The following is a 12,554-nucleotide window of genomic DNA, read 5'->3' as shown; positions in this document are numbered from 1 at the left end:
GCTACCGTATCGCTCAATGAGCGTGCCGGTAATGGCTCGGTGGATAACCCGTCAACCGCACCATGGCCCTGCGCATTGCGGCGGCATTGCTGAAGCCCAAGTGACCGGCCACGCGCTCGATGGACCAGTCGGTGCTGCGCAGGTAATGCTGCGCAGCCTCCAGCAAGCAGTGTTCGCGCAGGGCCCGGTAGCCGCTGCCTTCAGCGTGCAAGCGCCGCCGCAACGTGGCTTCGCTGATGGAGAGCGCGATGCTGAGCTCCCGTTGGGTCGGCAGGGGCACCTGGCGGGCGAGGGCGGCGTCGATGAAGCTGCGAACCTGCTGCGTCAGCGATACGGCCGAGGCCGGCTCGCTGGAAGCCAGGCGGAACGGAAAGTCGACCAGGAAGGCCTCCAGTTCAGCAGGGCGCCGCCGTACCGGTCGCGCCAGCAGTGCGGCATCGAAGGCGAAGCCATAGGTCGGTTGCCCCACGTCCACGGGGCCTTCGAACAGGCTGAGAAAGGGAATGGCATCTTCACGGTTCGGGTGGCCGAGGAAGGTTCGCGTTGGCCGGAATGGTTCGCCGATCAGCCAGGCGAACAGACGCAGGTAGAACAGCAGCCCGGTGACATCCACCAGGCAGGCCGCCGGGCTATGACGGCGGCGCATCGAATCCATGCGAAACAGCGCTACGCCATCTTCCGTCGACAGGCTCAGCGCCCCGGCGCGCGGGTGCAGCATCGCGCAGAAGTCGGCCGCGCAAAGGATGGCATCGTCCAGGGTCCGGCAACTCAGCAGGCAACGGCAGAGCAGGTCGACCTCCCGTTTGCGCATCGGCGCATGGCTGTCGCCCTGCGCGACCTGGGCTTCCAGCCGCTCGATGGCCGAGCGGTACAACGTGGCGAAGGCGCCGGACGACAGGTGCCCTGCTGCATCGGCCATCGTCGCGCTATCGGCGCCGCTGCGGCGCAGCTCATCCAGCAGCCGTGTTCCCAGGCTCGGGGTAGGGGACAGCGGTGTGCGGGGTCGCGGCATACGAGTCGGGCTCTGAGCGTTGTGATGGCGCTGGCTGATCGGCCGGGTAGTGGTTCGACCGAACTCCACCGTGCAGGATGGCACTGGCGTCCAGTCGGGTCGCAGGCGTCCCGTCCGCTGCCGGATGGTAAGACGCCGACCTGCGAACTGCACGCAATCTTGGCAAGGGGCCGACCGATGATTCACCTGCTGGATGAAATCACCCTGGACGCGAGCGAGGTGCCGCGCGTGCTGGCGTTGATCGATGACGAATACCTGCCGGGCCTTCCGGAACCGTTGCCGGTGCTACTCAACCGCTGGGTCTCGCCGCCCGTGGTGGTGGCAGATGTACCCACCACGCTTTGGCTGCTGTGGCAGTTGCCAGACGTGCCGTCGTACTACCGTATGCGGGCAAATCCCGGAGCGTCGTCGGTCGTCTGGCCGAAGCTGGACCGCCTCTGCCGCCATCGCCGGCGCCACATCCTCGCCAGCGCAGACTGCCGGCTGCCGGTATCCGGGGAGCTGAATCATGTCGTCTGAAGTCGCCCAGATTTACCTTGCTGCCGATGCCGACGTTCCCACCTTCGAGCGTGCCCTGGACCGCTGGTGTCAGGCGGCACCTCTTGCCTTTGCTGGCCGCAACCTGCCCGGTTGCTGGGGGGCGGGGGACTTCAGCGTTGACCTGCGTGCACCCGGCGCGGCCAGCCTTGAAGAACTGCCCGGCGTGGCGCGAGTAGATCGGCTCAGCCATATACGTATAGGCGGCGGCGAACGTGCGCCCGGCCTGGTCGCAGGCGTGCTGCGGACACTGCTGTTGCGCGTGCGTCCTGAAGCTCCGGCGCACCAGGTGGAGGCCCTGGAGCGCGACTTGCTGGCCATGCCCGGCTACATGCGTGGCATCCGAAACTGGCAACTCGGCCGGGTCACCTCGACGAGCCACTGGAGCCACGTCTGGCAGCAGGAGTTCGCTGAGGAGGGCGACCTGCACGGTGAGTACCTGCTGCATCCGTTCCACTGGGGCTGGGTGGACCGCTGGTTCGACCCGGGCTTCCCCGAGTGGACGGTCGAGGCCATCTGCCATGCGTTCTGCCCACTACCAGCCAGCGTGCTGGCGCCTGCTTGATCGCCAGTCTGCCTATCCTGCGCCCCGTCACGGCCAATCCCGTGGCCGGATTTAGCCCGTACTCCGGGCGCGATTGGCCGAATGGTGCATGCGAAAAACAGCGAATCTTCTTTGCAGGCACACGCACGCATGCAGGTTTTTTGCTGCGGTGTTTCATGGCAGATCGCGCGGGGAGACCCTTGTGGTCTGCCGGGTCCTGGAGCCGGTCTGTCAACCTCGTGCGATCTGCGGCCCTTCGAGGACGCTCCTTACTTCGACTCAGGCCAGCCCCAGCAGAAGCAAGGTCTGCTGACAAGGAGGTGGCGAGGCTGAAAACCAAAGCGCCGCCCAAGGGCAGCGCATTCCCAGATGGGCGCAGAGCGGAGCAGAGCCCTACGGGGTTAGGTGCAAACGCGTGCTTACGGATGTATTTCGAGCGACAACTTTCGACCCAATAAGCGGACAGTCGTGGACGGTTTTAACGGCCAATGGCTGAAAGTGGACAGGCTGCCGGCATGTCAGCAGTTTGGTTTGATTTGCCACCTGTACTGTTGGAGAAACTCTGGATTGGAATCCGTGTCGTATTTCGCCTCGAACCCTGTTGCATAACCCGCAGTCATTCCCCTCCCTTTTCGACCTCCACCGGAAGATCACCTATGAAAAACCTAACTGTTCTGTCAGCGGCCCTTGCCGCCGTTCTTGCGGGCTGTACTTCAGACTCATCGAAGTACGAGTCCGGTACAGCACACACGGAAGTCTGCAAGTTGACCAGCGAGCAAGAAATCTCGGCCTTGTTTGACAGATGGAATCGTTCACTGCAAACCGGCGACCCACACAAGGTTGTCGCCAACTATGCCGAGCGCTCCATCCTTCTTCCCACCGTATCGAACAAACCGCGACTGACCGCATCCGAAAAGGAGGACTACTTTCATCACTTCCTGAAAAACAGGCCGGTAGGCACGATCGACTCGAGGACCATAGAGATTGGCTGTAATACGGCGGTTGACGCCGGGCTCTATACATTCACCTTTGGCACTATTGGTACCCAGGTAAAAGCTCGCTATACGTACACCTACAAGTGGGACGGACAGCAGTGGCTGATTACCAGCCACCACTCCTCTGCAATGCCAGAGAAAAACTGAGGCGCCAAGGGCGCATGACACTTCGATCGAGTCGATATCCAAGTGACTGCGCCTTTTTCTGCCACTCACCTCAACCGCCAGGCATCTTCTGGGAGCGCCCTTGGTGGCTGGAGCCAACCCTCAGCAGCCAGTGGAGTCAGGTCGAAACCGGCCAGAGGTAGAAGCTGCAAAGTGTCTGTAAATCCTTGGCGACTCAATGTGTCAGGCGCGAATAAAAACTAGGAGCGGCGTCGGCAATCGAGGATGACCAACCAAAGTGCCGTCCGATTGGCCCGCTCCTACGGAACATTTTCTCTCCTGCGTGTGGGGAGGCTCAGATCAGGGGGTATTAGGGGGCTCGTTCAAAGGTAATGATCTTGCGCAGCGTTAATCCGTAGTTTTTCCTGGCTCACTACGATCTGGGTAGTCAACTTGATACTCCGCCAGTGGCATTGCCACCGGGCTTGGCGAGTTCCGCATCCAGTGTTGCCGCGACCGTATTAAGCGTTCGGTCGCAGCGTAAAGCTGAAAGCGAACACGCAGCCCAAGGGGCGACACGTTATCAGCCAGTAAACGGCTGCGGGCCCCTTCACCAAAGGGCTCTACCGCCTGGCCGGGTCGCTGTCGATACCCAGGCGCGACGGCGACTCGGTGTTTGCCGAGGCATCGAGTTCGGACGCCATCGAGCGACGAAAGCCCTTGATCGACTCCGCCAGGTCAGCGCCTAGGCTTTTCAGCCGTTTGCCGCCAAACAGCACCAGCACGACCACGAGCAAAACCAGCCAGTGTTTCCAATCGAACAACCCCATGGACTGTCCTCCTCTATCAGGTAGCAGGTGCCCCGCGGTATCGCCGCGAGGCATCGCGTGATTCACTCGACGTTTTCGTAGGGCAGGCCAACGTAGTTCTCGGCGATGTTGACCAGTCCGGCGTGGGAGTTCAGGTAGTACTCACGGTCGGCTTGCTGCATCTTCTGGTCCCAGGCGTCTTTGTGACCGTCGAAGTTATGCAGGAGGTTGGTCATGAACCAGCTGAAACGCTCGCCCTTCCAAATGCGTCGCAGAGCCAGTTCGGAGTATTTTTCCAGCAGGTCGGTGCGGCCTTCCTTGTAGACCTTGACCAGGATGCGATACAGGTAGCACACGTCCGAAGCGGCCAGGTTCAGTCCCTTGGCGCCGGTGGGCGGCACGATGTGGGCAGCGTCACCCACCAGGAACAGGTTACCGTACTGCATCGGCTCCACTACGAAGCTGCGCAGCGGTGCGATGCTCTTCTCCAGCGACGGGCCGGTGACCAGCTTGTCCGCCACGTCTTGCGGCAGGCGCGCTTTCAACTCGGTCCAGAAGCGCTCGTCGGACCACTCTTCGACCTTGTCTGTCAGCGGCACTTGCAGGTAGTAGCGGCTGCGGCTCAGCGAGCGCTGGCTGCACAGCACGAATCCGCGGTCATGGTGAGCGTAAATCAGTTCTTCGTTGACCGGCGGGGTGTCGGACAGCAGCCCCAGCCAGCCGAACGGGTAGACGCGCTCGTACTCGGTCAGCACACCTGCCGGAATACTCTTGCGCGCAACGCCATGGAAACCGTCGCAACCGGCGATGTAATCGCAGTCAATACGATGAATCTGGCCATCCTTCTCGTAGGTGACATAAGGCTTTTCACCCTTCAGCTGATGCAACTGAACGTTCTCGGCGGAATAGACGATCGGGGCGCCGCTGGCGGTGCGAGCGTCCATCAGGTCACGGGTGACTTCGGTCTGGCCGTAGACCATGACGGTCTTGCCGCCAGTCAGTTCCTTCAGATTGATTGGAACACGCTTGCCCTCGAACACCAGCTCAACTCCCTCGTGTACCAGCCCTTCAGCATCCATGCGTTCGGCAACGCCGGCTTCGCGCAGCATGTCGACAGTGCCCTGCTCCAGCACGCCGGCGCGGATACGGCCGAGCACGTAGTCAGGGGTCTGACGCTCGAGGATGATGGTGTCGATACCGGCCTTGTGCAGCAGTTGGCCGAGCAGAAGACCGGAAGGACCAGCACCGATAATGGCAACCTGAGTGTTCATTCTTGTTCTCTCACATGTGCAATCCAGTCGGTGATCAGGCAGTGACTGGATTAGGTAGGGTTAGGGTTTCCCTGCATTTTTTTCTGACAGAGCCTCCAATAGAAGGTGATATTTCCGTCATGAATTGCACTTTTGAAAACTGCGTCCGATTATCGACCGGTACCAGACGCCTTCACCCACCCACTGCACTCTCGTACCCAGTATGAAAGCCATCCTTACCGGCATTCCCGTGTTCAAGCTTTATGGCGAGAACCTGGACTGGCCAACACCAGACCTGCTGCACTGCGAGTCGATTCCCAAGCGCAGTAGTCTTCACCACTGGGAAATCAAGCCCCATCGGCACGCCGATCTGTTCCAGTTGCTCTATGTCCAGCGCGGGCAGGCGGTCGTAGAGGTTGAAGGCAGGCGCACCGAGGTTCTGGAAGCAGCGATCCAGGTCACGCCGCCGCTGTGCGTGCATGGGTTCCAGTTCTCGGAAGACATCGAGGGCTATGTGCTAACCATCGCTGCGCCGCTGGTGGCACAGTTGGAGGAGCAACTGGGCGCTCCTTTGACGGTTCTGGCCTCATCTGGCAGCTACCCGGTGGGACGCGACCGCCGCTACATAAACATGCTCTTCACCCTACTGCACCAGGAATACGAAGGCAGCGCGCCTGCTCGCGACCTGCTGCTGCACTCCCTGGTCAACTTACTGATCGTGTGGATCAGTCGGCGTAACCAGCAGAACGTACCGCCAGACAATCGTGACGAACGCAACCGCCAACTGCTGGGGCGCTTCATCAAACTGGTGGAGCAGCACTATCGCGAGCACCTGACGGTGGAAACCTTCGCCCACCGCCTCGGCATGTCAAGCGTGTACCTCAATACTCTTTGCCGCCAACTGGCCGGACAGACGGCCCTGCAGATCGTTCATCAGCGCCTTTTGCTGGAAGCCAAGCGCAACCTGATCTACACGAGAATGACGATCAGCCAGCTGTCCGACAGTCTGGGCTTTAGCGATCCAACCTATTTTTCGCGCTTCTTCCGTCGGCTCAGCGGTCAGTCACCCAATGCTTTCCGGCACTCCGTCGGACACGATGTCGACGTCGAGTAGTGTCGAGTTTTTTCCAGCCTGCGGATTTTTCTTAACAGGTTCCTGTCATCCCGACTTCGGATCAGCGGGAGGCGGCATGGGTTATCGCGTAACTCATTGAAAAATCTGTGGTTATCAAAGAACTCACAACTGGCACAACATTTGTTTAGGACAACTTTTGCGCAACGCCCAGAAGTTGCTCCCCAATAACAACAAGGTTGGCCTTTTCATGCACAAGAAATCCCCCCACTCCACTGCCCTTGCTGTCACCACTGGTTTGCTGTTGGCTGGAGGCGTCTCCCTGGCTCAGGCCACCGAAGGTGGCGTGTCGTCCTGGCCAATGGGGATCGAAATATACGGCATGGGTATCCTGCCTCCCCCTGGGACCTACGGTCAGGTGTTCGTCGGCAACTACCTCGCCGACAACGTGCGCGACAACTCCGGCGACAAGGCGGCCGACATCGACCTCCGCGTCACCACTGTTGTTCCGCGCTTCATCTGGGTCACGGAGCAGCAGGTCCTCGGTGGCAACCTCGGTTTCCACGCTCTGCTGCCGCTCAATGACATACGCCTGAACATCAAGAACGGTCCGCACGACCATAAACGTGGCATCGGCGACGCCCACCTGGGTCCGGTGGTCGGCTTCCACCACAGCGACAAGTTCCATACTGCTGTCGGCGTCGATTTCGTGCTGCCGACCGGCAACGAGTACGACAAGGACGACCTGATCAACCTCGGCAACAACTACTACACCGTGCAGGCCGTGTACGCCATGACCTACATGGACCCCAACGGCTTCAATGCCGACGTACGCCTGATGCACGACTACAACTTCGAGAACAAGGACACCAACTACCAGTCCGGCCGCGAACTGCACGCCGACTACACCCTGGGTTGGGGCCTGGGCAACGGATGGGTGGTCGGCGTCGGTGGGCATGCCTACAAGCAGATCAGTGACGACAAGTGCAGTGCCTCGAACTGCGCCGCCGCCGCCCTGGTCGATGCAACCGATGGCAACCGTGGCCGCACCTTCTCCATCGGCCCGGCCGTCCAGTACACCAGCAAGAACGGTTGGTTCCTCAGCGCCAAGTGGCAGGATGAAAGCGGCGTGCGCAACCGAGCCGAAGGACAGACCTACTGGCTGAAGTTCACCATGCCACTCTAGGGCGAACCGGTATCCCAGCAAAAAGCCCCGCGACTGTCAGGCCGCGGGGCTTTTTATCCCAAGTGCAGGGTCTGGGCTCAATCACCCTTGAGGCGATAGCTCACCTGAGCTCGGCTCATGCCCAGCATCTGCGCGGCCGCCGTGATATTGCCGCCGGAGCGCTCCAGGGCAAGCTGCACTAGGCGCAGCTCGATATCCTTCAATGATGTGCTCAGCGCCTGATCCCGTCCCGAAACGAAAGCCTGCAGGCTGGCCAGTTCCGGCTCTCCCACCTTGGTCTCGTCTTTGCCGCTGCTACCACCGGCCAATACCGGCTCCTCCTCGGGCGTGGTAGTACTCGGCGTCGGAGTGGACAGGCGCCCTTCAGACGTCAGGCCAATCGCCGTCGACCTCAGGGGTTCCCCGGCCTCGGCCAGGTGCACGACATCGATCACTTCGCCGTTACCTGCCGCAATCACCCCACGCTCGATCAGGTTCTGCAGCTCACGGATGTTGCCGGGGAAGCTGTAGGTCAACAGCGTATTGACCAGCCGGCTACTGAAGCCCGACGGCTTGAGGCCATGACGGGCACTGAACTTGCGCAGGAAGTAACTCATCAGCAGCGGGATATCCTCCCGACGCTCGCGCAGCGGCGGCAGATGAATGGGAAACACGTTGAGGCGATAGAGCAGGTCCTCGCGGAAGCGCCCGGCCTCGACCTCGCGCCGCAGGTCCAGGTTGGTGGCGGCGATCACCCGCACATCAACCTTGATCGATGTGGTGCCACCGACCCGCTCGATCTCGCCCTCCTGCAACACCCGCAGGATCTTGCTCTGCGCACTGAGACTGAGGGTGCCGATTTCATCGAGAAACAGCGTACCGCCATGGGCCCGCTCGAAACGCCCCGGGCGCGAGCGTTCAGCCCCGGTGAAAGCGCCGCGCTCGACGCCGAACAGCTCGGCTTCCACCAGGTTTTCCGGCAGGGCTGCGCAATTGAGCGCCACCAACGGTGTGTTACGGCGGGGGCTGGCCTGGTGCAGCGTGCGGGCGAACAGTTCCTTGCCTACCCCCGATTCCCCGGTAAGTAGAACGGTCGCCTGGGTTGGCGCCACACGATAGAGCTGCTGGGTGGCTGCGATGAAGGCTGCGGAAATCCCCACGATGACCTGATCTTCGGATGCCTCCTCGAGTTGGGCGATTTCGGTTTCACCACCTGAGCCGTAGGTGCTGCGGCTCAGGAAATCATCGGCATCCAGGTAGGCCAAGTCGACATCGAGGTCCTCCCACTGCTCGGCGGGCTTGCCGACAATTCGGCAGGCCGAATACCCCATGCAGCGGCACTGCTCCTCGCGAAACACCACCAGACGCCCGAGCAGTGAAGATGCATAGCCGCTGGCGTAGCCTACTTCCATCCAGCAAGCGGGCTCACTGCCCAGCCCATAGACGGCGATGTGTTCATCAGCCTCCAGAGAATTGTGCCAGAAGAACTCCGAATAGAAGTGGCCGATGCTGGAGTCGATCTCGAAGCGCACCACCTCGACGTTGACCATGCCCTCGAGCATGTGCAAGCGCGGCCCGGCGCTGTACAGGCTGGCGTGATCGCCCTCCGGCCAGCGTGCGCTGACCTGGGCGGCATCGCGGGCGCCGGCCTGCCAACCGATACGCGTGAGCAAGCCGCGAGCCTTGTCGAAACCCAGCGTCTCGATCAGCTCGCGGCGGATGGCGCCAAAAGCCGCCCCCTGCAACAACATCATCCGCTGGCCGCACAGCCAGATATTCCCGTCCTGTGGGGCGAAAGCGACGGTTTCAGCCAACTGCTCGGCCGAAGGCAGGCCCGTTGCACCGAACTGACTGGCACGGTCGACGATCAGGCGCTTCTGCTGGCCGAGCATCTGCTTGAGGAACTCCTCCGCTAACGCCCGGCCAGGCTTGCTGGAAGTTGCACGAGTCATGGTCATAAGTACGCGGCAGGAAAATAATATTTCAGTATGCCCACGCCTCAATGCGGGTCAATCGCCGGGCAACCAGCCAGCCAAGTTCGCCGCCCGATAATCGCACCGAGTTTTCCACTCGTCCGGCGTTGAACTTTCTTCAGCGCAAATACTTCTCTGCAGAATTTTCCGCACAGCTGCCACGTAATTCAGGTGGCGGCGCCTCGTCATGTCTTTGTTTAATTATAAGCTATTGTTTTTAAAAGAAAAAATATTAACACCGGTCTGGCACGATAGTTGTTAAAGACATTTCGGCAAGCACTACAGATAACGACAACCAGGTGACGACTGCATGAACACTGCCGAATCCCTCTCTGACTCAGGTCACCTGACCGACTCAGCAACTATGTTGTTGGTATCCGATTGTGCAGGCCATGGCTCGGCCTGGATGCACTCGCTCCAAGTCTGACGCATTGCCTCTGCGTACCTTCACATCCACCGGAAGCCCGTTGGCCGGTTCCCCCTGCTGCTTGCCTGCGGCCATTCGACCAAACAAGAGAGAGCTCCATGAACACCAGTCGCCCTGCCTATCAGAACCTTGAACTGCAGCCGCTCGCCGGACAATGGCGCGCCGGTAGCGCCGGTCGTCAGCTGGAAGTGTTCGACCCCTTCACCCAGGAAAGCCTGCTGCAGATCATTCTGGCTAACCGCGAGGATCTCGACGCCGCCTACCGCACGGCGCGTGAGACCCAGGCCGAATGGGCCGCGAAGGCGCCCGCCGAGCGGGCCCAGGTCATGCTCAACGCCGTCCGCATCTTCGACGAGCGTCGTGAGGAGATCATCGACTGGATCATCCGCGAGTCGGGTAGCACTCAGATCAAGGCGCAGATCGAATGGGGCGCCGCACGCGCCATCACCCTGGAGTCGGCCAGCCTGCCGAACCGCGTGCACGGCCGCATCGTCGCCTCGAACATTCCAGGCAAGGAAAGCCGGGTGTATCGCGCGCCACTGGGCGTGATTGGTGTCATCAGCCCGTGGAACTTTCCTCTGCACCTGACCGCTCGCTCCCTGGCTCCGGCCCTGGCGCTGGGCAACGCAGTGGTGGTCAAGCCGGCCAGCGACACCCCGGTGACCGGCGGCCTGCTGCTGGCCCGTATCTTCGAAGAAGCCGGTCTGCCAGCGGGGGTGCTGAGCGTCGTAGTCGGCTCCGGTGCGGAAATCGGCGATGCCTTCGTCGAGCACCCGGTCCCGGCATTCATTTCCTTCACCGGCTCGACCCAGGTGGGGCGCAACATCGGCCGTATCGCCAGTGGCGGTGAGCACCTCAAGCATGTGGCCCTGGAACTGGGTGGCAACAGCCCGTTCGTGGTCCTGGCCGACGCCGACGTGGAACAGGCCGTGAACGCGGCTGTGGTCGGCAAGTTCCTGCACCAGGGCCAGATCTGCATGGCGATCAACCGAATCATCGTCGAGCAGCCGCTGCTGGAGGCGTTCACCCGCCGCTTCGTCGAGCGCGTAAAGGCGCTGCCCTGCGGCGACCCGCGCAAGCCCGAGACCGTGGTCGGCCCCGTGATCAACGCCAAGCAATTGGCCGGTCTGCAGGAGAAAGTCGCCACCGCCAAAACCGAAGGCGCCACGTTGCTGGTCGGCGGTGAGCCTACGGGCAACGTGATGCCGCCACACGTGTTCGGCGATGTCACCCCGGACATGGAGATCGCCCGCGAGGAAATCTTCGGTCCGCTGGTCGGCATCCAGTCCGCCCGCGACGCCGAGCATGCCCTGGAACTGGCCAACAACAGCGAGTACGGCCTCTCCAGCGCGGTGTTCACCTCCAGCCTGGAGCGTGGTGTGCAGTTCGCCCAGCGCATCCATGCCGGCATGACCCACGTGAACGACATCCCGGTCAACGACGAACCCAACGCCCCGTTTGGTGGCGAGAAGAACTCGGGCCTCGGCCGCTTCAACGGCGACTGGGCGATCGAGGAATTCACCACGGATCACTGGATCACCCTGCAGCACGCTCCCCGGCCCTATCCGTTCTGATCCGAGACCGGCTTCCGATTAACCCGCCCCCCAATAAAAAACGGAGTACGAAATGTCCTCACTCCTCAACAGCTCAGCTGTGAAACGGTCCCTCGTGGCCTGTCTTGCCCTGCCATTCACCCTGCTGGCAGGCCATGCCGCCGCCGATGGCGACGGCGTCTGGAAAAATGGCGAAAACGTCTACGCAAAGGTCTGCGGCCATTGCCACGAAAGCACCGTGGGCCCCGTGATCAAGGGACGCCAACTGCCGCCGCAGTACATTACCGCCGTCGTGCGCAGCGGTTTCCGCGCCATGCCGGCCTTCCCGGCCTCGTTCATCGATGACAAGGCTCTTCAGCAGGTCGCCGAGTACATCTCCAAAGCGCCTGCACCCGCGGCCAAACCCTGAGGAGCGCAGCATGAACGTCGAACGTCGTGCCGTGCTCAAAGGCATGGCTCTGGGCGGCCTGGCCGGTGTTGCCATGGGCAGCTCAAACCTGTACATGGCCAACGCTATGGCAGCTCCCGCATCCCGGATTGCCCCGACCCTGGTGCTGGTCAACGAAGCGGCGGCCGGGTCCGCCTTCCTCGAGGGCATTGCCTCCAGCCCGGCTGCCAGGACGGTCACCGTAGAGCGCACGGACCTTAGTCTGGACTTCATCCTGGCGCTGGAAAAACGCCTGCTGAGCGGCAAACCGCAACGCATCATCGGCCTGGTGGATGACGCTAGCGCCGCACTGATCGTGGACCTGGCCCGCAGCAGCGGTGCTCGCGTGCAGTGGCTCGGCCAGCACAGCGCTAACGTCAGTGCCTCGCAGCACCGCCTGCTCAGCGCCGACGCCGCCCATGGCTGCGCTATGCAGCTGGGCCTCCAGCTCAACGCCTGTGGCACCGGATTCAATCTCACCGAGCAGCGCCCCCACGGCCACCAGCCGCCCCTCCATCTGACCGCGGCCGCGCGCAGCAAGGCCGGTTCGGATCAGTGGGCCGCCACCCTGGGATACAGCCTGGCCATGCTGGGGACGACCCATACCGGGCAGGCACCGTTGATTGTCAGCCGCCAGTCGCCGCTGACCGGCAATTTCGTTTCGTTCTCGATCGAGGCTTGAAGG

The 12,554-nt window shown here is 61.8% G+C and carries 12 protein-coding genes; 8 read left to right on the top strand and 4 right to left on the bottom strand.

Going from position 1 to position 12,554, the window contains the following annotated elements:
• Positions 1–13: 13 nt before the first annotated feature.
• The gene (locus OXH74_RS02705; protein WP_375739980.1) at positions 14–1,012 is read right to left on the bottom strand and encodes an AraC family transcriptional regulator ligand-binding domain-containing protein; all 999 of its coding nucleotides are present in this window, start codon (positions 1,010–1,012) and stop codon (positions 14–16) included.
• A gap of 177 nt (positions 1,013–1,189) precedes the next feature.
• Between OXH74_RS02705 and OXH74_RS02700 the strand changes: the two genes are divergently transcribed.
• The 3 genes from OXH74_RS02700 to OXH74_RS02690 all read left to right on the top strand — a co-directional run bounded on the left by OXH74_RS02700 (position 1,190) and on the right by OXH74_RS02690 (position 3,235).
• Positions 1,190–1,531 carry a hypothetical protein gene (locus OXH74_RS02700; protein WP_375739979.1) on the top strand — a complete coding sequence of 114 codons (342 nt, stop codon included), beginning with the start codon at positions 1,190–1,192 and terminating at the stop codon, positions 1,529–1,531.
• Positions 1,521–2,114, top strand: coding sequence for a Dabb family protein (locus OXH74_RS02695; RefSeq protein WP_375739978.1), 594 nt, complete (start codon positions 1,521–1,523; stop codon positions 2,112–2,114). The genes OXH74_RS02700 and OXH74_RS02695 overlap by 11 nt, the downstream gene beginning before the upstream one ends.
• A 635-nt stretch (positions 2,115–2,749) precedes the next feature.
• Complete coding sequence (locus OXH74_RS02690) at positions 2,750–3,235, top strand: SgcJ/EcaC family oxidoreductase (protein WP_375739977.1); 486 nt, start codon at positions 2,750–2,752, stop codon at positions 3,233–3,235.
• Between the two features lie 581 nt (positions 3,236–3,816).
• Here the strand turns inward: OXH74_RS02690 and tatA are convergent.
• Both tatA and pobA read right to left on the bottom strand, forming a co-directional pair.
• A complete protein-coding gene (tatA, locus tag OXH74_RS02685; RefSeq protein WP_375739976.1) occupies positions 3,817–4,023 on the bottom strand; it encodes a twin-arginine translocase TatA/TatE family subunit in 207 nt (68 codons plus the stop codon).
• A 62-nt stretch (positions 4,024–4,085) separates the two neighbouring features.
• Positions 4,086–5,273 carry a 4-hydroxybenzoate 3-monooxygenase gene (gene pobA / locus OXH74_RS02680; RefSeq protein WP_375739975.1) on the bottom strand — a complete coding sequence of 396 codons (1,188 nt, stop codon included), beginning with the start codon at positions 5,271–5,273 and terminating at the stop codon, positions 4,086–4,088.
• A 202-nt stretch (positions 5,274–5,475) separates the two neighbouring features.
• Here pobA and OXH74_RS02675 point away from each other — a divergent pair, with 202 nt between their 5' ends.
• Together OXH74_RS02675 and OXH74_RS02670 are read left to right on the top strand one after the other, a co-directional pair.
• A complete protein-coding gene (locus OXH74_RS02675; protein WP_375739974.1) occupies positions 5,476–6,366 on the top strand; it encodes a helix-turn-helix domain-containing protein in 891 nt (296 codons plus the stop codon).
• A gap of 208 nt (positions 6,367–6,574) precedes the next feature.
• The gene (locus OXH74_RS02670) at positions 6,575–7,510 is read left to right on the top strand and encodes a transporter (protein ID WP_375739973.1); all 936 of its coding nucleotides are present in this window, start codon (positions 6,575–6,577) and stop codon (positions 7,508–7,510) included.
• 77 nt (positions 7,511–7,587) lie between these two features.
• On the opposite strand, the gene OXH74_RS02665 is transcribed toward OXH74_RS02670, so the two are convergent.
• The gene (locus OXH74_RS02665; RefSeq protein ID WP_375739972.1) at positions 7,588–9,441 is read right to left on the bottom strand and encodes a sigma 54-interacting transcriptional regulator; all 1,854 of its coding nucleotides are present in this window, start codon (positions 9,439–9,441) and stop codon (positions 7,588–7,590) included.
• A gap of 546 nt (positions 9,442–9,987) precedes the next feature.
• On the opposite strand from OXH74_RS02665, the gene pchA reads away from it, so the two are divergent.
• From pchA to OXH74_RS02650, 3 genes are read left to right on the top strand one after another with little or no spacing between them, the layout of a single operon-like run.
• On the top strand, positions 9,988–11,463 hold the full coding sequence (gene pchA / locus OXH74_RS02660; RefSeq protein ID WP_375739971.1) for a 4-hydroxybenzaldehyde dehydrogenase: 1,476 nt from the start codon (positions 9,988–9,990) through the stop codon (positions 11,461–11,463).
• 52 nt (positions 11,464–11,515) lie between these two features.
• Entirely contained in the window at positions 11,516–11,851 is a 336-nt protein-coding gene (locus OXH74_RS02655) for a c-type cytochrome (RefSeq protein WP_375739970.1), read from the top strand.
• 10 nt (positions 11,852–11,861) lie between these two features.
• The gene (locus tag OXH74_RS02650) at positions 11,862–12,551 is read left to right on the top strand and encodes a hypothetical protein (RefSeq protein WP_375739969.1); all 690 of its coding nucleotides are present in this window, start codon (positions 11,862–11,864) and stop codon (positions 12,549–12,551) included.
• Positions 12,552–12,554 lie beyond the last annotated feature (3 nt).

The sequence above is a fragment of the Metapseudomonas boanensis genome (genome assembly GCF_042232855.1).
Lineage (GTDB): Bacteria > Pseudomonadota > Gammaproteobacteria > Pseudomonadales > Pseudomonadaceae > Metapseudomonas > Metapseudomonas boanensis.
This window is presented reverse-complemented; position numbering and strand designations above follow the sequence as displayed.

What these genes read in the sequence shown, in the direction of transcription:
- OXH74_RS02705 (WP_375739980.1), bottom strand. Translation starts at nt 1,012, where the DNA reads ATGCCGCGACCCCGCACACCGCTGTCCCCTACCCCGAGCCTGGGAACA.
- OXH74_RS02670 (WP_375739973.1), top strand. Translation starts at nt 6,575, where the DNA reads ATGCACAAGAAATCCCCCCACTCCACTGCCCTTGCTGTCACCACTGGT.
- pchA (WP_375739971.1), top strand. Translation starts at nt 9,988, where the DNA reads ATGAACACCAGTCGCCCTGCCTATCAGAACCTTGAACTGCAGCCGCTC.
- OXH74_RS02695 (WP_375739978.1), top strand. Translation starts at nt 1,521, where the DNA reads ATGTCGTCTGAAGTCGCCCAGATTTACCTTGCTGCCGATGCCGACGTT.
- pobA (WP_375739975.1), bottom strand. Translation starts at nt 5,273, where the DNA reads ATGAACACTCAGGTTGCCATTATCGGTGCTGGTCCTTCCGGTCTTCTG.
- tatA (WP_375739976.1), bottom strand. Translation starts at nt 4,023, where the DNA reads ATGGGGTTGTTCGATTGGAAACACTGGCTGGTTTTGCTCGTGGTCGTG.
- OXH74_RS02700 (WP_375739979.1), top strand. Translation starts at nt 1,190, where the DNA reads ATGATTCACCTGCTGGATGAAATCACCCTGGACGCGAGCGAGGTGCCG.
- OXH74_RS02675 (WP_375739974.1), top strand. Translation starts at nt 5,476, where the DNA reads ATGAAAGCCATCCTTACCGGCATTCCCGTGTTCAAGCTTTATGGCGAG.
- OXH74_RS02655 (WP_375739970.1), top strand. Translation starts at nt 11,516, where the DNA reads ATGTCCTCACTCCTCAACAGCTCAGCTGTGAAACGGTCCCTCGTGGCC.
- OXH74_RS02665 (WP_375739972.1), bottom strand. Translation starts at nt 9,441, where the DNA reads ATGACTCGTGCAACTTCCAGCAAGCCTGGCCGGGCGTTAGCGGAGGAG.
- OXH74_RS02650 (WP_375739969.1), top strand. Translation starts at nt 11,862, where the DNA reads ATGAACGTCGAACGTCGTGCCGTGCTCAAAGGCATGGCTCTGGGCGGC.
- OXH74_RS02690 (WP_375739977.1), top strand. Translation starts at nt 2,750, where the DNA reads ATGAAAAACCTAACTGTTCTGTCAGCGGCCCTTGCCGCCGTTCTTGCG.